The organism is Stenotrophomonas sp. 22692 (genome assembly GCF_052045015.1).
Lineage (GTDB): Bacteria > Pseudomonadota > Gammaproteobacteria > Xanthomonadales > Xanthomonadaceae > Stenotrophomonas > Stenotrophomonas geniculata.
This window is the reverse complement of sequence record NZ_JBQEMR010000020.1, coordinates 1-19,799: the sequence shown is the minus strand read 5'-3', so window position 1 is coordinate 19,799 and position 19,799 is coordinate 1. Positions and strand designations below refer to the sequence as shown.

The following is a 19,799-nucleotide window of genomic DNA, read 5'->3' as shown; positions in this document are numbered from 1 at the left end:
CGCTCAGAGCGCCGAACGGGGCGGCAGCGACCAGTCGATCGGAGCCTGGCCGCGGCGCTGCAGGTACTCGTTGGCCATCGAGAAATGGCGGCACCCCAGGAATCCACGGTGGGCCGATAACGGCGACGGGTGCGGCGACTTCAGCACGCGATGGCGACGGGTATCGATGACCTTGCCCTTCTTCTGCGCGTACGCGCCCCAGAGCATGAACACCAGACCGTCGCGTTCGCGGTTGAGCACATCCACCACGTGGTCGGTGAAGCCTTCCCAGCCTCGCCCCTGGTGGGCACCGGCCTGGCCCTCTTCCACCGTCAACACGGCGTTGAGCAACAGCACGCCGCGCTGCGCCCACGGAATCAGGCAGCCGTGGTCCGGACGCGGGATACCCAGATCGCTCTCGATCTCCTTGTAGATGTTCAGCAGCGACGGCGGCACCGTTACGCCCGGCGGCACCGAGAAACTCAGGCCATGCGCCTGGCCACGGCCGTGGTACGGGTCCTGGCCGAGGATCACCACCTTCACCTGCTCGAATGGCGTGGCATCGAACGCGGCGAAGATCTGCGGACCGGGCGGGAACACCGCCGCACCACTGGCCTTGCGCTGGCGCAGGAAGCTGGACAGCTCACGCATCTGCGGCTGCATCAGGTAATCGCCGACATGCTGTTTCCAGCTCGGTTCCAGCTGGATCGTCGGGGCGCCGGCTACTTCATCCATCATCGAATCAGGGGTCCATCGTTCAATCGGGCCAGGCGCAGCTGGAACAGCACCTTGGTGACCAGCAGCCGTTCTTCAATCGGCTTGAGCACCAGGTCGTTGGCGCCGGACTGCAGCAGCCCGGTCTGGTTGTGCGGGTTGCCATCGCCGGTCATCACCAGCACCGGCAGGCGGCGCTTGCCGTAGCCGAAGTCCACGCGCACGCGCTGCACCACGTCGCGGCCGCTCAGCTCGCCCTTCAGGGTGACGTCGGTCAGCACCAGGTCGATGCGATGGCGGCTGCGGCCCAGCGACTCGGCGGTGAGCAGGGTGAACGCCTCTTCGGCGCTGACCACGTGCAGCACGTTCAACTGCTGTCGCTCAAGCATGCGCTTGGTGGCCTCGGCGACCACGCGGCTGTCCTCGATATAGAGGATGGTGGCGCCGGGAATGGTCTGCGGCTGCACATAGCCACGGACGAAGGTCGCCAGTGCCTCGTGGCCCAGCGCCTTGTCGAAATAGTCGGTGACGTACTCGGTGAAGCGGCGCTGCTCCAGGTGCTGCTGGGCATCGCCGGAGACCACGATCACCGGCACATAGGCCTGGCCCGCCGCTTCGCGCACCATCCGCGCCAGCGCCAGGCCGTCGCCATCGCGCAGGGTCAGCGAGGTCGTCACCAGGTCGACCGGGCCCTGCGCCAGCGCCTGCTGCGCGTCTTCGATGCTGTCGCAGCCGATCACCTCCACGCCAGGCAGGTCACGCTGCAGGACGTCGGCGATCAGCTTGCGGACCAGCTTCGACCCGTCGACCACCATCACCCGCGTCGCGGGCCCTTCAAGGTGCTTCAGCGCTTGCGGTTGCATGCCGGTCTCAGGTGTCGGTCGGGCGGGTCTGGCGCAGGAAATGGCCGGTCACCAGCCACGCGCCCAGCCAACCCAGCAGCAGCGTGCCGAGCAGGACCAGGCTGCCATGCAGCAGGTCCAGGCCATGCAGCACGAACGGGCTGCCGTAGCTGCGCGAGAGTTCGGCCAGCGGCACGCGCAGGGCGGCGCCGGCCGCAGCAATCAGGGCCAGCGCCACCGCGCCGGCACCCAGTCCATACCACGCGCCCAGGTACAGGAACGGGCGGCGAATGAAGCCATCACTGGCGCCGAGCAGCTGCAGCACGCCGATCTCTTCGCGACGCGCCTGAATATCCAGGCGCACGGTGTTGCCGACCACCAGCGCGGCGCCCACGCCGAGCAGTACCGACAGCACCTGCACCAGCCGTGCGCCGAACGCCAGCCAGGCATCCAGACGCTGGCGCCACAGTGCGTCGTGCTGCACCAGGTCGGCCTCGGGCAGGCTCTCCAGCGCGCGCGCCAGGCGTGCGTCGTCCTTGCCCTGGCCCGGGGTGATCACCAGCAGCGAGGGCAATGGATTGTCGTTGAGTGCGTCGATCGCCTCACCGAGGCCGGCATCGCGCAGTTCCTGCAGGCCCTGCTCGGGCGTGCGCACGTTCACTTCGGCCACGTCGTCGCGGTCGCGCAGCTGGCCGGCCAGGCGCAGTGCGCCGGGACCATCGACGTTGCCCTTCAGGAACACGTTGATGTCGCGCGACTGCTGCACGCTGCCGGCGAACTGCTTGAGGTTGTCCAGCGCGATCGACAGGCCAAGCGGCAGGGCCAGTGCCAGCGCCATGACCATCACCGTCAGCAGGGTCGCCCACGGCTTGCGGCAGGCGCGGCCAAGGCTGAACACCACGCTGTGCACGTGGTGCTGGAACCAGACGCCCACGCGCGAGGGCGCGGCGGCTTCGCTGTTTTCGTTCTTCGCCATGCGTTACTCCGCCAGGTCCTGCGGCGAGATGTCATCCACCAGCCGGCCGTGGTCGAGGATCAGCACGCGCTTGCGCATGCGACGCAGCAGCGGCAGATCGTGGCTGACCACCAGCACGCTGGTGCCGCGCGAGGGCAGCTCGGCGAACAGGGCCATGATCTCCGCGGCCAGGGTCGGGTCGAGGTTGCCGGTCGGCTCATCGGCCACCAGCAGCTTGGGTTCGCCGACGATGGCGCGGGCGATGCCGACGCGCTGCTGCTCGCCGGCCGACAGCTGCGAGGGCAGCGCCTTCTCGCGATGGCCCAGGCCCATCCGCTCCAGCACCGAGCGCACGCGCTTGTTGATGTCGCCACGGCGGGTGCCGCGCAGGATCAGCGGCAACGCCACGTTCTCGGCGATCGAGCGGTCCATCAGCAGGCGATGGTCCTGGTAGACCGCACCCACCGCGCGACGGTGGCGGGGCACGTCGCCGCCACGCACCTTCAGCAGGTTGCGCTCGTCGAACACCACCGCACCGCGGCTGGGCCGCTCGTCCAGGTGGATCAACTTGAGCAGGGTGCTTTTGCCCGCACCGGAATGGCCGGTGACGAACAGCATCTCGCCCGGCGCGACCTCGAAGCTGACATCGGTCAGTGCCTCGTGGCCACCGGCGTACTGTTTGCTGACATTGTCGAAGCGCAGGACACTCATGCCCCGATTATGCAGGAGCGGCGCGACGGCGTGGAGATGGTGGGGCGATTGGTGGCAGCCGCGAGAGCAGCCGAGCGTAGGCTCGGCTCTACAGGGCGGCATGGGGGCTGTAGAGCCGAGCCCATGCTCGGCTCAGTGCGGACCAAGGTCCGCACCCACCCCCGGCCGATCAGTTGCCCGACAGCATCCGGCGGATCTTGCGGCCGATGCGGGTCAGGAACGAATCACCGGTATCAGCGGCGGTACGCACCGGCTTGGCCACCACCTGCACCGGGGTGACCGGGCTGGCGCCATTGCCGGCAGCGCTCTGCACGCCCTCGGCACCTTCGACCGGACGGCCGTGGCGACGACGACGGCGCTTGCGCGGCTTGTGCTCGCCGTCCACCGCACCTTCCGGTGCGCCTTCGGCGCGCGGCGGGCGCGGCGGACGCGGGGCCTGGGCAACGGCGCCTTCGGCACCGGCGGCCGGGGCGGCAGCGCCCTGTTCGCCCTCCACGCGCGGCTTGCGCGGGCCACGCGAACGGCGCTCGCCGCTGCGCTCACCGTCGCGACCACCACGGCCACCACCGCCTGAACGGCCGCCACTACGGCCACCGCCCCGACGCTCTTCCTCGGCGGCGCGGGCTTCGCGCGCTTCGCGGAAGATCTGGCCGACGCTTTCGTTGTCCTCGCCTTCCTCGCCTGCTGCGGGGGCCGGGCGTTCCGGGCGCGGCAGCGGGGTCAACAGTTCCTTGGTCACCGGCTCGGACGGAATCTTCTGCTCGATATAGGCCTCGATGTCCGGCAGGCCCATTGCATAGCGCTCACAGGCGAAGCTGATCGCGTCTCCCTCTTCACCCAGGCGCGCGGTACGACCGATGCGGTGCACGTAGTCTTCGGCATCGAACGGCAGGTCGTAGTTGTAGACGTACTTGATGCCGTCGATATGCAGGCCGCGCGCAGCCACGTCGGTGGCCACCAGGATTTCCAGCTGGCCCTTCTGGAAGCGGTTGAGCAGGCTCTCACGCTTCTTCTGCGGCACGTCGCCGGACAGCACGCCCACGCGGTAGCCGGCCTTTTCCAGCGAACGCGCGACACGCTCGACGAACACCTTGGTGTTGACGAAGACCATGGTGCGCGCGCCTTCGCTGCGCGACAGCAGGCCCAGCAGCAGTGGGATCTTCTCGTCGTCGGCCGGGAAGTAGATGCGCTGGCGCACGCGCGCGGCGGTGATGGTCTCGGCTTCGACCACCAGCTTCTGCGGCTCGTTCATGTGCTCGTAGGCCAGCTCCAGCACGCGATGGCTGAGGGTGGCACTGAACAGCAGGGTCTGGCGGGTGGTGCGCTCGGGCATGCGGCGCAGCAGGAAGCGGATGTCCTTGATGAAGCCCAGGTCGAACATGCGGTCGGCTTCGTCCAGCACGCAGATCTCGCAGGCGTGCAGCGACACCACCTTGTGCTGCTTGACGTAGTCGATCAGGCGGCCCGGGGTGGCGATGATCACGTCCACGCCCTGCTGCAGCAGTTCGCGCTGCTTGTCGTAATCCACGCCGCCGTAGACCAGCGCGAAACGCAGGCCCAGGTCGGAACCGAACTTCACTGCATCCTTGTGGATCTGGATGGCCAGTTCGCGGGTCGGGGCGAGGATCAGCGCGCGCGGATCTTCCGGCTTGCGGTCGGCCAGGGCCGGACGCGTCAGCAGGCGGTTCACGACGGCGACCAGGAAGGCCAGAGTCTTGCCGGTGCCGGTCTGGGCCTGGCCGGCAACGTCACCACCGGGCAGCGCGACGGGCAGGGTCAGCGCCTGGATCGGGGTGCAACGGGTGAATCCGGCTCCTTCAAGGCCGGCCTGCAGGGCCGGGTGCAACTCAAAGGAGGAAAAGGTCAAATCGGTCAGCGGTTTGTCGCTCATGAGTCCGTCTTGGTATGGCCGCCGGCCCGTGGGGCGGCTGGCACTTCAGCGTCTAGGGGCACCGTCGCAAACTGCGGCCCCTGCGGCGGGTTGGCAGGCTGGGACCACCCGGTCCGCGCGCCGCACAATGCCCCAGTTTAACGCACTCGGGCCAGCAAACCGGAATGACCTGTCTCATAAAGTCAAGAGACGGCGCCCTTCACCCAGCCACACCGGACTTGAACGGCCCTGCCAGGCCCGCTGGTGTCGCCCACTGCCAGCCCCATGTACAGGAAGACAGTGAAATCCGACACATACCAGGCATCGAAGCGATCACGATACGCTGGGTTCCAGCCGGCGCCTGTCCCTGCCCTGCGATAGGGGTACACTGCCGGCCGTGAGCGTCCAGGCATCCCGCCGAACGCACCGCGGCAGTGCGCCGCGAGGCAACGACGAGGGTCGCGCCACCGGGCATGGCCCAGTTCACCCACCTCCGGCATGGCCGGGTGCAATCCAAGACGAGAAACCAAGATGAGCGACAAGGTTGTACATGTCGGCGACGCCGACTTTGATAGTGCAGTGCTGAATTCCAAGGAACCGGTGCTGGTCGATTTCTGGGCCGAGTGGTGTGGCCCGTGCAAGATGATCGCCCCGGCGCTGGACGAGCTGGCCGATGCCTACCAGGGCCGCGCCAAGATCGCCAAGGTCAACGTCGACCACAACCGTGCGCTGGCCGCCAAGTACCACGTGCGTTCGATTCCGTACCTGGTCGTGTTCAAGGACGGCGAGAAGGTTGGCGAGCAGATCGGTGCGGTGGGCAAGGCCCAGCTGGCCGGCCTGCTGGACAAGGCCCTGGCCTGATTGCTGCTGTTCTCCGGCAGCCGCCGACCGCGGCTGCCGGCGGGCGCCCCGCGCCCATGATGAATGCTGTTCCCGGCAGCCCTTGCACGGCGCCGCAGGCCGATGATAGTGTCGGCATATCCGGCCGCGTTCGCGTGCCGCACCCTCTGGACGCAGTTTCCTCCAGACCCATTCCCAACGTTCGCCGCCCCAGCCGGGCGCTCGCACCTTCAAGCGAGGAATAACGCTCTTGTCCGATAACACTTCCGAAACCGGCAGCGCCGATGCGCCCGCCGAAAAGCGCGTGCGCAAGCCCCGCGTGAGCAAGGCCGCCGCCCCGGCAGCCGCCGAAACCAGCGCCGCTCCGGCGCAGCCGACCCTGCCGCTGGCCGCCGCGCCCGAGGCACCGGCTGCTGCCCCCGCACCGAGCGCGCCCGCCGCCGAGGCCCCTGCCAGCAGTGGCGGCGGCGAAGGCGGTGAGGGTCGCGAATCCGGCCAGCCGCGCCAGCAGAACCACCAGGGGGGCGGCCAGAACCAGGGCCAGAACCCGTACAACCAGAACGGCCAGCAGGGCCAGGGGCAAGGCCAGGGCAACCGCCGCGACCGCTTCCGCAACCGCCGCGACCGTGACCGCAACAACCGCTTCCGCGACGACGGCCTGCCCAACGATGGCGGCGAGCAGCAGCCGTTCGTGCCGCGCCCGCACGCCAACGTGCCCGAGGGCTTCCCGGTCTATTCGCTGAGCGACCTCAAGCGCATGCCGGCGCAGAAGCTGCTGGAAATCGCCGAGCAGCTGCAGATCTCCGAAGGCGTGGCGCGCGCCCGCAAGCAGGATGTGATCTTCGCCCTGCTGAAGGTGCTGACCCGCCACGGTGACGGCGTCGCCGCCGATGGCGTGCTGGAAATCCTGCCGGACGGCTTCGGCTTCCTGCGCGCGGCCGAAGCCAGCTACCTGGCCGGCCCGGACGACACCTACATCTCGCCCAGCCAGATCCGCCGCTTCAACCTGCGCACCGGTGACCACATCTCCGGCCGCATCCGCTTCCCGAAGGACGGCGAGCGCTACTTCGCGCTGAACATCGTCGACACCATCAACGGTGAGCCGATCGAAGCGTCGAAGAACAAGGTGCTGTTCGAGAACCTGACCGCGCTGTTCCCGCGCCGCCGCTTCACCCTGGAGCGTGGCAACGGTTCGTCGGAAGACATCACCGGCCGCATCCTCGACCTGATGGCCCCGCAGGGCAAGGGCCAGCGCTCGCTCATCGTGTCGCAGCCGAAGGCCGGCAAGACCATGATGATGCAGCAGGTCGCTACTGCCATCACCACCAACCACCCGGACGTGCACCTGATCGTGCTGCTGATCGACGAGCGCCCGGAAGAAGTGACCGAAATGCAGCGCACCGTGCGCGGCGAGGTCATCAGCTCGACCTTCGACGAGCCGGCCGCGCGCCACGTGCAGGTGGCCGAAATGGTCATCGAGCGCGCCAAGCGCCTGGTCGAGCACAAGAAGGACGTGGTGATCCTGCTCGACTCGATCACCCGCCTGGCTCGTGCCTACAACAACGTGGTGCCGAGCTCGGGCAAGGTGCTGACCGGTGGCGTGGACGCCAACGCCCTGCACCGCCCGAAGCGCTTCTTCGGTGCCGCGCGCAACGTGGAAGAAGGCGGCAGCCTGACCATCATCGCCACCGCGCTGGTCGACACCGGCTCGAAGATGGACGAGGTGATCTACGAAGAGTTCAAGGGCACCGGCAACAGCGAAGTGCACCTGAGCCGCCGTATCGCTGAGAAGCGCGTGTTCCCGGCCATCGACATCAACCGTTCGGGCACCCGCCGCGAAGACCTGCTGATCGAGCCGGAACTGCTGCAGAAGATCTGGATCCTGCGCAAGCTGCTGCATCCGATGGATGAAATGGCTGCGATGGAGTTCCTGCTCGACAAGATGAAGAACACCAAGTCCAACGACGAGTTCTTCGGTTCGATGAAGCGCTGATCCACGGCGCTGCATCGGAAGAAACCTGCCGCTCGCTGCGGCAGGTTTTTTTTTGCCTGCAGGGCGACGCACTTCACTTCGCCGCCGCCCACTTTTGGCGATAATCCGCCGGCCCCTGCCCGGCCCTGACGGCCTGGCCACCGATTCCCGCTGTCGCCCCTTCCGGAGAACCGGTCGGGTCCAGCCTCCTGCCGGATCCGTCGACGCATGCGAACGCTGTCTCCCCGCCTCAACCTGGGCAAGCTGATCCTCGCCCTGGCCCTGCTCAGTGCCATCATCGCCCTGGCCAACACCCTGCTGGCCAGCTACCGGGTGCAGCGCGACCAGCTGGTCGGCAACACCCTGGAAGCCAACCGCGTCTATGCCACCAAGCTGGCCGAGACCACCCAGAACTTCCTGCTGGCTGCGCAGCAGCAGCTGGCCTATGCCGCAACCCGCCTGGGCGAGCACGACCTCGATCCGAAGCAGGCCCAGGATGAAGCCAGCCGCCTGCAACTGCAGTCCAGCAGCTTCAACTCCTCGCTGGTGGTGGACGCCGACGGCCTGGTGATCGCCACCTCGCCGCAGACCCTGCAGCTGCAGGGTGAGGTGCTGCACAGTGTCGGCAACAACGCGGCACTGGCGGCGCGCCAGCCGATGATCAGCGATCCCTACCAGTCGGCCACGGGCAAGCTGCTGGTGTCGCTGTCGCACCCGATCTTCGACCGCCAGGGTCGCTATCGCGGCTATGTAAGCGGCACCCTGTACCTGCGCCAGCGCAGCGCACTGCACACGCTGCTGGGCAAGCACTACTACCGCGACGGTTCCTACCTGTACGTGGTGGACCGCAATGGCCGCCTGCTGTACCACGCCGATGGCAAGCGGGTGGGTGACTACGTGGTCGGCAACCCGGCGGTGAAGGCCGTGGTGCGCGGGGAGCGTGGCGCACAGCAGGTACGCAACAACCGTGGTGTGTCGATGCTGGCCGGCTATGCGCCGGTGGCGGCCACTGGCTGGGGCATCATTGCCCAGCGCCCGACCGAGGCCACCCTGCAGCCGCTGTCACGGTTGATGACCGCGGTGATCTGGAATGCGATTCCGCTCGGCCTGCTGTCGCTGCTGGTTACCTGGTGGTTCGCGCGCCGCATTTCGATGCCGCTGTGGCAGCTGGCGCGCAATGTGCAGGGCGGCGAGGACACCGGCAATGCGATCAACCATGTCAGCGGCATCCGCGCCTGGTACTTCGAGGTCGCCCAGCTCAAGCAGGCCGTGCTGCACAGCTTCAATGCCCTGCAGGATCGTATCGGCACGCTCAACCGTGCCAGCCGCACCGACCCGCTGACCGGCCTGCTCAACCGCCGCGGGCTGCAGCAGGCGCTGGACGCGCTGCAGGTGCAGGGCATTCCGTTTGCGATCCTGGCGCTGGACATCGATCGCTTCAAGTCGATCAACGACAGTTACGGGCATGACGTCGGCGACAACGCCATCGTCCACATCGCCGACCAGATGCGCCGCTACTCGCGCGACAGCGACATCCTCTGCCGCGCTGGTGGCGAGGAATTCCTGCTGCTGCTGCCGGGCATCAGTACTGAATCGGCCCGTCAGGCCGGTGAACGCCTGCGCCAGCACATCGCCGACCATCCGTTCGAACCGGTCGGCACCATCACCGTATCGCTGGGCGTGGCCCACTTCCCCAGCTTCCATGTCGACGCCGAGCAGGCATTGCGGCTGGCCGACAAGGCGCTGTACATGGCCAAGGAACAGGGCCGCAACCGGGTGGTGGTCTACCCGTACGCCGACTGACGCGGAGCCGGGCTGCCCGGCTCCGCAGCGGGTCTCAGCTCTGTTGCAGCGGGGTCAGCAGGCGCAGGCCGCGCTTGGCGGCGTCCACCATGTAGACGCCGCCTTCCGGCAGCAGATCGCTGCCGGCCTGCTCGACCGGGTCGGCCTCGTGCCACGGCACGCTCTGCCGCGGCCCCGGAATGAAAGCGCGCCAGCGGCCATAGCGTTCCGCCTCTGCATTGGGATCATGGTTCAGGGCGAAGTTCACCGGGATGCGAACCGTCCAGCTGTCCCGGGTGCTGTCCTCGCCGGTGGTCGGTGGCTTGAAGGTCCAGGTGCGGGCGGTGCTGACGCTGGCTCTGGCCAGGATGTCGCGCATTTTGGCCAGGGTCCGCTCGGATGCGACCACGGCCATGTTCACCTGCTCGGCGGCCACGTCGGCCACTGTTCCGTCGCGCGCCACCTTGACCAGCAGCAGCACCTCACCCTGGCCACCGTTTCGGTAGGCCGCCTCCGGGTAGCGCGGCGGTGTCATGTGCAGCGGGGTCACCGAACCAGTGGCCTCAGGATCGTACTCGCTGAAGTCGACACTGGTCATGCTGATTTCATAACCGCCGTCGGCCGCAGCCTTGCCGCGCAGGCGAACGCGCAAAGGGGCCCGCGTGGCCACCGCCTGGCCATCACGCAGCGTGGGCTCGAAGCGCCAGCCACCGATGGTGCCTTCGACGAAGGAGGCGATGCTCGGGGCGACCATGGCTTTCTGGTCCAGCACCAGCGAACTGACCGCGCCCTCCGGCGTGACCTCGATATGACCGGACAGCACCATGCTCATTTCCGCAGTCGCACGTACAGCGCGTGCGGTCTGCGCAGTGGCGTCACCTGCAAGCAGGGGGGCGCCGGCACCGACGGCCAGCGCGAGGGCGAGAAACAGTGGAGAACGCATCATTGCCGGATCCTTGGTGATGAACAGCGAGCGTACCTCAGTCCCAATACCCATGACAGCCGGCTCAGGCCAGCCGGTGTGCACCCGCATAGGGCGGCGTATCCGGATAGTCCCCTCGTGCGAAGCGTTCCTGCAGGCCCTGCCACCAGCCCGGGTCGAACAGGTGCCGGTAGTGCTCGCGCACGGCTGCCAGCTCCGCAGCCGGCAGGCCCATGAATGGACCGAAGCGCTCGGGAAACACATCGCGCGGGCCAACATGGAACCAGGGCTCGTCGGCCATGGCCTCCTCCGGCGTACGCGGCTGCGGCCACGCACGGAACACGCAGTCGCTGACCAGGCACAGCTCGTCATAGTCGTAGAACACGGCCCGGCCGTGCCGTGATACACCGAAGTTCTTCGGCAGCATGTCACCGGGGAAGATGTTGTTGCGCGCCATGTCGGTGATCGCCTGCGCGTAGTCGAGTACCGCCGCGCGCACCGCCTCACCGCCCTGCTCGCGCAGGTACAGGTTCAATGGACGGAAACGGCGCTGCACGTAGCACAGTGCGATCTCCACCTCATCGCCATCAGCGCGTACGCTCTGCGCGCACTGCTGCAGCAGTTCGTCCAGCAGGGCCGGCGCGAAACGCGCGCGCGGAAAGCGCAGATGACGATAGGGCTGCGCATCGAGCAGGCGGCCGACACGATCGAGATTGAACACCAGCGCGTACTTCTCTTCCACCTGCTGCCGCGACATCGCCTTGGGCCACGCGAAACGGTCGCGGATCAGCTTGAACACCAGCGGATAACTGGGCAGCGTGAACACCGCCATGACCATGCCCGGCGTGCCTTCGGCATGCACCAGCCGCTCCTGCGGGTGCTCGTTGAAGTGGCGGAAGAACGTGCGGTAGCGCTCGGTCTTGCCCTGCTTGGCACGTCCCAGCACGGTGTAGATCTCATCGATGGGCTTGCCCGGCAGCAGGCTGCGCAGGAACACCACGGCATCGCCCACCGTACCCAGATCGGCCTGGAAGTAGCTGCGCGACACGCCAAACAGATGGGCAACATCACGGCGCCGGGTCAGCACCGCATCGGCACGCAGGCCGCGCGCGTCGTTGACCAGGGCAATCACGCAGGGTGAGAAGCGGTGCTCGCCGAATACACGTCCAACCAGATAGGCGCGGCGCTCGCGGTAGAACACGGTGTCGAGCAGTTCGATGCTGCGTACCGGCGTGTCCCCCCAATGGGCGAGGTCGTCCTGCAGGCGAACGGCGATGGCCGCCGCGCAGCGCAGCTGGTGCGCATACGGAATGTCGAAACGATAATCGGCCAACACGCGTTGCAGGGCCTCCACCGGCCGCGTCGGCGAGACGGCATAGGTATGGCGCGCGACGGGATGGGTGATTGCATCGGAAGGCTCGACGTCGAAAGCAATGAATTCCAGCGCCGGGTCCACGCCGCGGGTAGCGAACAGGCGCCGCGACAGCGTGTTGTAGAAGGTCTTGTACAGCTCGGCGTCGATCAGGCCCTGCAACAGCGCGCTGTAGCCAGCGTGCACCTGCAGCCACAGCGCGCGCTCGCCGATCGCGTCACCGGCGAGGCGGCGCAACGCATCCATCTGCTCGGCGATGCACAGGTCGTAGAGGGCGATGCGCTCAACCGCATCCTGTCGCGCACCGGCCCAGTCGCGCTGCTCGAAGCGCTGCCGCGCCCGCGCGGTGATCGCCGCGAAGCGGGCATGGTACTGCTCGAAACCATCGCGGATGGCACCGGCGATACGCGGCGCCAGCTCGGTAGCGATGTCAGGCTTGGACATGCATGGCTCACCCGGGAAGACCGGCTTTACCATACGCTGGCGTGGGGTTGCTTGTGTAGAGCCGAGCCCATGCTCGGCTGATCCAGGCAGAAGCAGCCGAGCATGGCTCGGCTCTACAGTAGCAAAGAGCAGTCGGGCGGGCTCGACTCTACCGAAGCCAATGGCTCAGATCGCCAGTTCGGACTCCACGTCCTGCACCTTGCGCCGGGCCAGCGCCAGGTTGGACTTGGTACGGTCCAGCACGATGTAGAAGAACAAGCCCTTCTTCTTCGCCACCGGGCGCATGATGTGGTACGCCTTGCCCAGCGAGATCAGGATGTCCTCGATGCTGTCATTGAGGTTCAGCGACGCGGCGGTCTTCATCTTGGCGCGGATCACTTCGGTGTTGCCGGCGGCGGCCACTTCCATGTCCATGCCGGCACCGGCCTCGCCCAGCAGCATGCCGCTTTCGTAGTCGACCAGCGCCACTGCCTGCGCGCCGTCGATGCCCATCAGTGCGTTCAACGATTCATTCAATCCAGCCACGTCGCACCCCTTGTCGATGTTGGTTCGAGCCCCTCGTTCCCCTGCGGCCGGGCTCACGATCCGCCGAGTTCGGCCAGGATCGCCTGGCCACATTCCCTGCTCTGCCACAGCACCTGGCCGATCACGCTGCGCTGGTCGCAGGCCGCCATCAGCAGCAGCGGTGCACGTCCCTCGGCCTGGATCGCCAGCATCAGCACCTTGCCGCCGGCCGCCTCCAGCATCAGCGTCTGCAGATCCCCCAGCAGCAGTTCGCGCCCGACCGCCGCGGCCAGCGCCAGCATCGCGCTGGTCATTGCCGCCAGCCGTTCGCCGCGCCCTTCGACACCAGCGCTGACCAGGGCAAAGCCATCGACACTGGCCAGCACTACCGTGCGCACGCCTTCCACCCGCTGCTGCAGGTCCTGCAGCAGCGGCTGCAGGCGCGCACGCTGGCCGGCATCGGGCAGCACCGCCATCTGCCCGTCAGCCATGCGCGGCCACCAGTGCGTGCGCTTCCATTTCGCTCATCAGTACATCCATCAGCAGCAATCCCTGTTCGCGATCGCGGGCATCCACCGCCAGCAAAGGCAGCGGTTGATCATCCAGGCTGGCGCGTGCAGCCCAGTCGTCCAGCGCAGCGTGCGGCGCCTGGTCGAGATGGGTGACCGCCACCACCAGCGCCAATGACGCTGCGAACGGCTGCAGCACCTGCAGGTAGTCCTCCAGCTCGCCGGCCAACCCGGCACGGCGCGCGTCCAGCAGCAGCACCGCACCACGTGCCCCCTGCAGCAGGATCGGCCACAGGAAATCAAAGCGCTGCTGGCCGGGTGTCCCGTAGAGCCGCAGGCGTTCGCCGTTGGGCAGGTCGATGTCTGCGTAGTCCAGCGCGACGGTGGTGGAGGCCTTGTCGGCACCGAGGCGATCACTGTTGGCCACATCGGTGTCGATCACCGCACCTGCCGCGATGCTGCGCACGAGTGTCGACTTGCCGCTGCCCATGCCACCGAGCACGACCACCTTGTGCTCACGCATTGCGCTCGCTCCCACGCAGGTGGCGCCACAGGCGGGCAAGCAGGCCGTTGTCAGTGCCATTGCCGCGTAGTGCCGTCATCGGTGCCGCCGGGGCGCTCTGCAACTGTGCGTAACCGCAGAGATAGGCGGCATGGATGAAATCACGCACCGCCGCAGCCGGCAACTCGAGCAGCATCGCGCATTCTTCAACCGTGCACGCGCGCTTGAGCAGCAGCGAACACAGGCGGAAGCCATCGTGGTCGTGACCCAGCACGCGGAAATCCGGCCAGCGCAGCACCTTCACCGAGGCGCCACGCAGGCGTTCGTCCAGTGCCTGCCAATGTCGGCTGCGCTGTGCCCACTGCCACAGCAGGGGCCGCAGTGGCTGGCGCGGCCGCTCACCGGCCAGGGCCTGCAGGCGAGCCGGCGTGAGCGCATCCAGCTGCAGGCGCTCGAAGGCATCGGCCAAACGCTCCACCAGCGCGCTCGCGGGCTCCTGCAGCAGCACGGCCTGGTCATGCTCGAGGTCCATCAGCAGGACGGGGTCACCCGCGTCACTCAGCAGTGCCTGCCCCTGTCGCAGCGGCAGCCGCTCGCGCAGCAGACGGGTGATGGCATGCGCACCATCGGCCAGGCGGATCGGTGCGGGTGCGTGCATGGTCAGGGGCTCCACTGCCAACTGCATCCCGCGCAGGGCGCGGCCGATGGCACCGTCATCAAGTATGTCCTGAGGGCCATCGCCGTCGCGCAGCTGGCCCCCCAGATCCTCGATCCAGCACTGCAGTCGCGGGCGTTGCTGGCGCATGCGCAGGGCCGCGTTGCGCAGCGCCGGCGTATCGCGGATGACCAGCAGGTCGCAATCGTCCAGATCCTGGCTGCGGCGGATCTGGCCGTCCGGCAGCGCCGATGCTACGCGTAGCCGCTGCAGCAGGGCCTGCTCGCCCTGGATGTCGGTTCCCACTACCAGCACGCGTGCCATCCGTGTTCCCCGTGCGGCCACCTCCCCGGTGGCCTCGCGTCGCCAAGGCTAGGACATCGCCAGCGGCAGCCGTCGTGATCGACTGCTCAGATCGGGAGCGGTTGCAGACGGTGTCCGATCGGTTCTGCGACGGCCATCGCGGGCAAGTTTCATGCCGCTTTGACGGCATTCCGACAGCCAACGGATGTCACGGTTCTGGACGCGGGTCGAATGGGGCCGCCCAAAAAGAAACCCGCGCCGAAGCGCGGGTTCCGGGGTCACGACCGAACGGCGACGGATCAGCCGCGCAGCTGCTCCAGCGCGGCGTTGAAGGTCGCGCTCGGGCGCATCGCCTTGCTGGCCTTGGCCACGTCCGGGCGGTAGTAGCCGCCGATGTCCACGGCCTTGCCCTGCACCGCGATCAGCTCTTCAACGATTTTCTGCTCGTTGTCGGTCAGTGCCTTGGCCAGCGGAGCGAAGCGCGCCTTCAGTGCAGCATCTTCGTCCTGCGCGGCCAGGGCCTGGGCCCAGTACAGCGCGATGTAGAAGTGGCTGCCACGGTTGTCGATGCCACCCAGCTTGCGCGACGGCGACTTGTCGTTGTCCAGGAACTGGCCGTTGGCTTCGTCCAGGGCCTTGGCCAGCACACGGGCGGCAGCGTTGTCGTAGCGGTTGCCCAGGTGTTCCAGCGAGGCGGCCAGGGCCAGGAACTCACCCAGCGAATCCCAGCGCAGGTAGTCCTCTTCGACGAACTGCTGCACGTGCTTCGGCGCCGAACCACCGGCACCGGTCTCGAACAGGCCACCACCGGCCATCAGCGGCACGATCGACAGCATCTTGGCGCTGGTGCCCAGCTCCATGATCGGGAACAGGTCGGTGAGGTAGTCGCGCAGCACGTTGCCCGTCACCGAGATGGTGTCCTCGCCCTTGCGGATGCGGGCCAGCGAGAACGAGGTCGCTTCCACCGGTGGCAGAATGCGGATGTCCAGGCCGTTGGTGTCGTGGTTCTTCAGGTACTGCTCGACCTTGGCGATGACCTGCGCGTCGTGGGCGCGGGCGGCATCCAGCCAGAACACGGCCGGGGTGCTGCTCAGGCGGGCGCGCTCGACGGCCAGCTTGACCCAGTCCTGGATCGGCGCGTCCTTGGTCTGGCACATGCGCCAGATGTCACCGGCTTCCACAGCGTGCTCGAACACCACGGTGCCAGCGTCGTCGGTGACCTTGACCACGCCATCGGCGGCGATCTGGAAGGTCTTGTCGTGCGAGCCGTACTCTTCGGCCTTCTGCGCCATCAGGCCGACGTTCGGCACCGAGCCCATGGTGGCCGGGTCGAAGGCCCCGTGCGCCTTGCAGTCGTCGATGACGGCCTGGTACACGCCGGCATAGCAGCGGTCCGGAATGACGGCCTTGGTGTCCTGCAGCTTGCCTTCGGCATTCCACATCTTGCCGGAGTCGCGGATCATCGCCGGCATCGAGGCGTCGACGATCACGTCGCTCGGCACGTGCAGGTTGGTGATGCCCTTGTCCGAGTTGACCATGGCCACGCCCGGACGCTGTGCGTACTCGGCAGCCAGGTCGGCTTCGATCGCAGCGCGGGTGGCTTCGGGCAGCGACGGCAGGCGCGCAGCCAGGTCACCGATGCCGTTGTTGGCATCGAAACCGGCCTGCTTCAGCACGTCGGCATGCTTGGCCAGCACGTCCTTGTAGAACTCGTTGACCGCCACGCCGAACATGATCGGGTCGGAGACCTTCATCATGGTCGCCTTCAGGTGCAGCGAGAACAGCACGCCCTGGGCCTTGGCATCGGCGATCTGCTCAGCGATGAACGCGGCCAGCGCCTTGCGGCTCATCACCGCGGCATCAACGATCTCGCCGGCCTTGACCGCGGTCTTTTCCTTCAGCACGACGGTGCTGCCGTCCTTGCCGTGGAAAGTGATCTTCAGCGCACCGGCGTTGGCCAGGGTGGCCGACTTCTCGCTGCCGTAGAAATCACCGGCGGCCATGTGCGCGACGTGCGACTTCGAATCCGACGCCCAGGCGCCCATGCGGTGCGGATGCTTGCGCGCGTAGTTCTTCACCGACAGCGGTGCGCGGCGGTCGGAGTTGCCTTCGCGCAGCACCGGGTTCACCGCACTGCCCTTGACCTTGTCGTAGCGCGCCTTGTAGTCGCGCTGCTGGTCGTCGGCCGGGGTTTCCGGGTAATCCGGCAGCGGATAGCCCTGGTCCTGCAGTTCCTTGATGGCCGCCTTCAGCTGCGGCACCGAGGCGGAGATGTTCGGCAGCTTGATGATGTTGGCGTCCGGGGTGGTCGCCAGCTGGCCCAGCTCGGCCAGGTCGTCGCTGACCTTCTGCGCGTCACTGAGCAGTTCCGGGAACTGCGACAGGATGCGGCCGGACAGCGAGATATCACGGGTTTCCACCACGATGCCGGCCGTGCCGGTGTAGGCGTCAACGATCGGCAGCAGCGACTGGGTGGCCAGGAACGGGGCTTCGTCGGTCAGCGTGTAGAGGATCTTGGACATGGGGGACTTGGACTCTGTAGCAATGCTCAGGGGAAGGCCGGCGCCAGCGCCGGGCCACGTGCAACCGTGTCGCGCGCGAGGCGGAGCCCCACGCTTTCCCCCGTCGCCGTCAGGGTGGGCGCGCGGCGGGGAAACCCCTGCATTGTCGCGTTTTCAGTCGCGCGGGGCAAAGCCACGCCATACGCAGTGGTACTGCATGCCGGCAACGCTGTGATCCATCCGCACACCGTGTGGGTGAAGCGCGGCCCGCTTGTCAGTAGATCCACGCCATGCGTGGATGGGGCCAACCGTCGCCCAATAAAAAAGGACGCAGCCTCGCGGCTGCGTCCATCGTGAGCCCTGCCGGGAGAGAGTCGGCTGGACTTACTTGACCTCGAACTCCTGCGGCGTTCCGGCCGCCTTGCCATCGACGGTGACTTCGGCGCGGTACTTGCCGGCCGGCCAGCCCTTTGCATTCTTGAAGGTGACGTTGGTGGTTTCCGCACCGCTGGTGTTCAGCGTGGCATTCTGTTCGCCGGCCACCTGGCCGTCCTGGTAGGTCAGCTTCGCGCCAACGGTGACGTTGTTGGCGGCACCGTCGGTCTTGACCGAGACGATGATGTCGTCCTTCGGCGCGAACAGAGCCGTCGTCGCAACCGACTTGTCGGCGGCTGCGGTCTTGCCGACGGTGACCGCCGAGACGCTGACAGCAGCGGCTTCGGCCATCGGCGGCGGCGCGCCGGTCATCGGTGCGGGTGCTGCCGGTTCGGCCGGAGCGGTCGCTGCCGGAGCGGCGTTGCTGTCGGTCGACTCTTCTTTCTTCTTGCAACCGACCAAGGCGACGCTGCCCAGCAGGGCGGCGATCAGGGCGGTCTGGAGCGGGGTGGTCTTGATCATTCGGGGTTCCTCCCAGGGATTGTCGGACGACGTTCGGCCGGCTTACTTCGGCGGCAATTTCAGGGTCTGGCCCGGGAAGATCTTGTCCGGGTCATCAAGCACATCGCGGTTGGCTTCGAAGATCTTCTTCCAGGCATTGGCGTCGCCCAGATGCTGCTTGGCGATCTTCGACAGCGAGTCACCCTTCTGCACGGTATAGGTGCCGCCGCTGACAACGTCTGCGGTGCTGTCCACCGAGGCGCTGACGCCGGAGAAGTCCGCCTTCGGCACCTGCTCGGCGGTACTGTCGACGCTGCCACTGACGCCGGAGAAATCGGCTTTCTTCTCGGTACTCATCCACAACTCCCGTCTGCATGACTACGTGGTTCGCACGGTGCCATGGAGGTTGTTAAATGGGGATGGTGCAGATGTGAAGCCGCCCCCGGGGGCGGCTGAACAATCGGGAGAGAAGGTGTCCGGTCGTGCCGGCCGCTGGCCGGCTTGCCCTGGACACCGGTTCCACGTGGTTGCCGGCCAGCGGCCGGCACGACCGGTAACCGCCTGCTGGGTTACTGCCGCAGTTCGCGGTAGGTCGCAGCCGGGGCGGCGATGCCGGGACTGGCGCGCCAGGGATTGATGTCCAGGCCACCACGGCGGGTATAGCGGGCCTCCACTTCCAGCCACTGCGGCTGGCAGCGCGAAGTCACCTCGCTGAAGATCCGCTCAACGCACTGCTCGTGGAACTCGGCGTGCTCGCGGTAGCTGACCAGATAGCGCAGCAGGCCAGCACGATCGATCTTCGGCCCGCGGTAACGCAGGCTGACCGTGGCCCAGTCCGGCTGGCCGGTGACCGGGCAGTTGGACTTCAGCAGCGACGAGACCAGGGTCTCTTCCACCACCTCACCCGCATCGGCGGCGAGGAAGTCCGCCTGCGGCGGACCGTAGCAGTCGATCTCCACGTCCAGCCCGTCGATGGATTCACCGAGCGGCGTCTCACGCAGGCCCGGCAGGCCGAACTCGACCTGGACCGGCGCACCGGCGCAGGCCGACAGATCCGCCACGATGCGCGCGCGCAGAGCCTCGGCGCTGTCGATGCGGGTGCTGTTGAGGGAATTGAGGTATAGCTTGAACGACTTCGATTCGATCAACCGCGGCGAGGTGCATGGCACCTGCACGGTGGCGACGGCGACCTGCGGCTTGCCACGCGGGTCGAGCCAGCTCAGCTCGAAGGCGTGCCAGCGGTCGTGGCCGACAAACGGCAGCGCGGCGTCATCGAGGCCGATCTCGGCGCGGGCGCCGCTGCGGGGGATGGGGAACAGCAGGCCGGGATCGTACTGCGACGGGTAACTGACCTCGCGACCGAGGCTGGAATCCTGTGGGGTGTTCATGGGCGTCATTGTATCGCGCGGACGGCGGGCCTTCGGCCGGGCCGGCCAACGGCGGAGCCCCTCCGTGGTGGTTGTGTTGGCTGGTCGCGAAAGGCGGTCTATCGGCTTGGGGGGGGGGGGGGGGGGGGGGGGGGGGGGGGGGGGGGGGGGGGGGGGGG

18 protein-coding genes are annotated in these 19,799 nt (G+C 67.4%); 3 read left to right on the top strand and 15 right to left on the bottom strand.

Annotated features, from left to right (window positions below; all coding sequences use genetic code 11):
• Nucleotides 1-3 precede the first annotated feature (3 nt).
• The 5 genes from ung to rhlB all read right to left on the bottom strand — a co-directional run bounded on the left by ung (nt 4) and on the right by rhlB (nt 5,092).
• Nucleotides 4-717, bottom strand: a complete 714-nt coding sequence (gene ung, locus ACTJJM_RS14215; protein ID WP_313311513.1) for a uracil-DNA glycosylase — start codon at nt 715-717, stop codon at nt 4-6.
• A complete protein-coding gene (locus ACTJJM_RS14210; RefSeq protein WP_019338974.1) occupies nt 714-1,556 on the bottom strand; it encodes a response regulator in 843 nt (280 codons plus the stop codon). Before ACTJJM_RS14210 ends, ung begins: the two co-directional genes overlap by 4 nt.
• Before the next feature lie 7 nt (nt 1,557-1,563).
• On the bottom strand, nt 1,564-2,511 hold the full coding sequence (gene ftsX / locus ACTJJM_RS14205; RefSeq protein WP_010481047.1) for a permease-like cell division protein FtsX: 948 nt from the start codon (nt 2,509-2,511) through the stop codon (nt 1,564-1,566).
• 3 nt (nt 2,512-2,514) lie between these two features.
• Nucleotides 2,515-3,201: a cell division ATP-binding protein FtsE gene (gene ftsE / locus ACTJJM_RS14200; RefSeq protein WP_005419728.1), complete on the bottom strand. Its 687-nt coding sequence runs from the start codon at nt 3,199-3,201 to the stop codon at nt 2,515-2,517.
• A gap of 169 nt (nt 3,202-3,370) precedes the next feature.
• The gene (gene rhlB, locus ACTJJM_RS14195; RefSeq protein WP_010481045.1) at nt 3,371-5,092 is read right to left on the bottom strand and encodes an ATP-dependent RNA helicase RhlB; all 1,722 of its coding nucleotides are present in this window, start codon (nt 5,090-5,092) and stop codon (nt 3,371-3,373) included.
• Nucleotides 5,093-5,602: 510 nt separating this feature from the next.
• On the opposite strand from rhlB, the gene trxA reads away from it, so the two are divergent.
• The 3 genes from trxA (at nt 5,603) to ACTJJM_RS14180 (ending at nt 9,686) form a co-directional block, all read left to right on the top strand.
• Nucleotides 5,603-5,932, top strand: coding sequence for a thioredoxin (gene trxA / locus ACTJJM_RS14190; RefSeq protein ID WP_005411275.1), 330 nt, complete (start codon nt 5,603-5,605; stop codon nt 5,930-5,932).
• A 229-nt stretch (nt 5,933-6,161) separates the two neighbouring features.
• Nucleotides 6,162-7,904 (top strand): transcription termination factor Rho, encoded by a 1,743-nt coding sequence (gene rho / locus ACTJJM_RS14185; RefSeq protein WP_029379723.1) that lies wholly within the window; start codon nt 6,162-6,164, stop codon nt 7,902-7,904.
• A 207-nt stretch (nt 7,905-8,111) separates the two neighbouring features.
• Complete coding sequence (locus tag ACTJJM_RS14180) at nt 8,112-9,686, top strand: sensor domain-containing diguanylate cyclase (protein WP_010481036.1); 1,575 nt, start codon at nt 8,112-8,114, stop codon at nt 9,684-9,686.
• A 34-nt stretch (nt 9,687-9,720) separates the two neighbouring features.
• On the opposite strand, the gene ACTJJM_RS14175 is transcribed toward ACTJJM_RS14180, so the two are convergent.
• The 10 genes from ACTJJM_RS14175 to queF all read right to left on the bottom strand — a co-directional run bounded on the left by ACTJJM_RS14175 (nt 9,721) and on the right by queF (nt 19,641).
• Nucleotides 9,721-10,611 (bottom strand): energy transducer TonB, encoded by an 891-nt coding sequence (locus ACTJJM_RS14175; protein WP_241874393.1) that lies wholly within the window; start codon nt 10,609-10,611, stop codon nt 9,721-9,723.
• 61 nt (nt 10,612-10,672) lie between these two features.
• Nucleotides 10,673-12,403 carry a bifunctional isocitrate dehydrogenase kinase/phosphatase gene (aceK, locus tag ACTJJM_RS14170; protein WP_241874394.1) on the bottom strand — a complete coding sequence of 577 codons (1,731 nt, stop codon included), beginning with the start codon at nt 12,401-12,403 and terminating at the stop codon, nt 10,673-10,675.
• Between the two features lie 165 nt (nt 12,404-12,568).
• On the bottom strand, nt 12,569-12,928 hold the full coding sequence (locus ACTJJM_RS14165; protein ID WP_043397376.1) for a hypothetical protein: 360 nt from the start codon (nt 12,926-12,928) through the stop codon (nt 12,569-12,571).
• Between the two features lie 53 nt (nt 12,929-12,981).
• A complete protein-coding gene (locus ACTJJM_RS14160) occupies nt 12,982-13,398 on the bottom strand; it encodes a roadblock/LC7 domain-containing protein (protein ID WP_241874395.1) in 417 nt (138 codons plus the stop codon).
• On the bottom strand, nt 13,391-13,939 hold the full coding sequence (locus ACTJJM_RS14155) for a GTP-binding protein (RefSeq protein WP_010481027.1): 549 nt from the start codon (nt 13,937-13,939) through the stop codon (nt 13,391-13,393). Before ACTJJM_RS14155 ends, ACTJJM_RS14160 begins: the two co-directional genes overlap by 8 nt.
• A complete protein-coding gene (locus ACTJJM_RS14150) occupies nt 13,932-14,897 on the bottom strand; it encodes a hypothetical protein (RefSeq protein WP_019660846.1) in 966 nt (321 codons plus the stop codon). Before ACTJJM_RS14150 ends, ACTJJM_RS14155 begins: the two co-directional genes overlap by 8 nt.
• Nucleotides 14,898-15,175: 278 nt before the next feature.
• Nucleotides 15,176-17,398: an NADP-dependent isocitrate dehydrogenase gene (locus ACTJJM_RS14145; protein WP_312719484.1), complete on the bottom strand. Its 2,223-nt coding sequence runs from the start codon at nt 17,396-17,398 to the stop codon at nt 15,176-15,178.
• A 363-nt stretch (nt 17,399-17,761) separates the two neighbouring features.
• A complete protein-coding gene (locus ACTJJM_RS14140) occupies nt 17,762-18,274 on the bottom strand; it encodes a hypothetical protein (RefSeq protein ID WP_010481024.1) in 513 nt (170 codons plus the stop codon).
• Nucleotides 18,275-18,316: 42 nt separating this feature from the next.
• Complete coding sequence (locus tag ACTJJM_RS14135) at nt 18,317-18,610, bottom strand: LysM peptidoglycan-binding domain-containing protein (protein WP_005419771.1); 294 nt, start codon at nt 18,608-18,610, stop codon at nt 18,317-18,319.
• A gap of 212 nt (nt 18,611-18,822) precedes the next feature.
• A complete protein-coding gene (gene queF / locus ACTJJM_RS14130) occupies nt 18,823-19,641 on the bottom strand; it encodes an NADPH-dependent 7-cyano-7-deazaguanine reductase QueF (RefSeq protein WP_057502420.1) in 819 nt (272 codons plus the stop codon).
• Nucleotides 19,642-19,799 lie beyond the last annotated feature (158 nt).

What these genes read in the sequence shown, in the direction of transcription:
- ung (WP_313311513.1), bottom strand. Translation starts at nt 717, where the DNA reads ATGATGGATGAAGTAGCCGGCGCCCCGACGATCCAGCTGGAACCGAGC.
- ACTJJM_RS14210 (WP_019338974.1), bottom strand. Translation starts at nt 1,556, where the DNA reads ATGCAACCGCAAGCGCTGAAGCACCTTGAAGGGCCCGCGACGCGGGTG.
- ftsX (WP_010481047.1), bottom strand. Translation starts at nt 2,511, where the DNA reads ATGGCGAAGAACGAAAACAGCGAAGCCGCCGCGCCCTCGCGCGTGGGC.
- ftsE (WP_005419728.1), bottom strand. Translation starts at nt 3,201, where the DNA reads ATGAGTGTCCTGCGCTTCGACAATGTCAGCAAACAGTACGCCGGTGGC.
- rhlB (WP_010481045.1), bottom strand. Translation starts at nt 5,092, where the DNA reads ATGAGCGACAAACCGCTGACCGATTTGACCTTTTCCTCCTTTGAGTTG.
- trxA (WP_005411275.1), top strand. Translation starts at nt 5,603, where the DNA reads ATGAGCGACAAGGTTGTACATGTCGGCGACGCCGACTTTGATAGTGCA.
- ACTJJM_RS14180 (WP_010481036.1), top strand. Translation starts at nt 8,112, where the DNA reads ATGCGAACGCTGTCTCCCCGCCTCAACCTGGGCAAGCTGATCCTCGCC.
- ACTJJM_RS14175 (WP_241874393.1), bottom strand. Translation starts at nt 10,611, where the DNA reads ATGATGCGTTCTCCACTGTTTCTCGCCCTCGCGCTGGCCGTCGGTGCC.
- aceK (WP_241874394.1), bottom strand. Translation starts at nt 12,403, where the DNA reads ATGTCCAAGCCTGACATCGCTACCGAGCTGGCGCCGCGTATCGCCGGT.
- ACTJJM_RS14160 (WP_241874395.1), bottom strand. Translation starts at nt 13,398, where the DNA reads ATGGCTGACGGGCAGATGGCGGTGCTGCCCGATGCCGGCCAGCGTGCG.
- ACTJJM_RS14155 (WP_010481027.1), bottom strand. Translation starts at nt 13,939, where the DNA reads ATGCGTGAGCACAAGGTGGTCGTGCTCGGTGGCATGGGCAGCGGCAAG.
- ACTJJM_RS14150 (WP_019660846.1), bottom strand. Translation starts at nt 14,897, where the DNA reads ATGGCACGCGTGCTGGTAGTGGGAACCGACATCCAGGGCGAGCAGGCC.
- ACTJJM_RS14145 (WP_312719484.1), bottom strand. Translation starts at nt 17,398, where the DNA reads ATGTCCAAGATCCTCTACACGCTGACCGACGAAGCCCCGTTCCTGGCC.
- ACTJJM_RS14140 (WP_010481024.1), bottom strand. Translation starts at nt 18,274, where the DNA reads ATGATCAAGACCACCCCGCTCCAGACCGCCCTGATCGCCGCCCTGCTG.
- ACTJJM_RS14135 (WP_005419771.1), bottom strand. Translation starts at nt 18,610, where the DNA reads ATGAGTACCGAGAAGAAAGCCGATTTCTCCGGCGTCAGTGGCAGCGTC.
- queF (WP_057502420.1), bottom strand. Translation starts at nt 19,641, where the DNA reads ATGAACACCCCACAGGATTCCAGCCTCGGTCGCGAGGTCAGTTACCCG.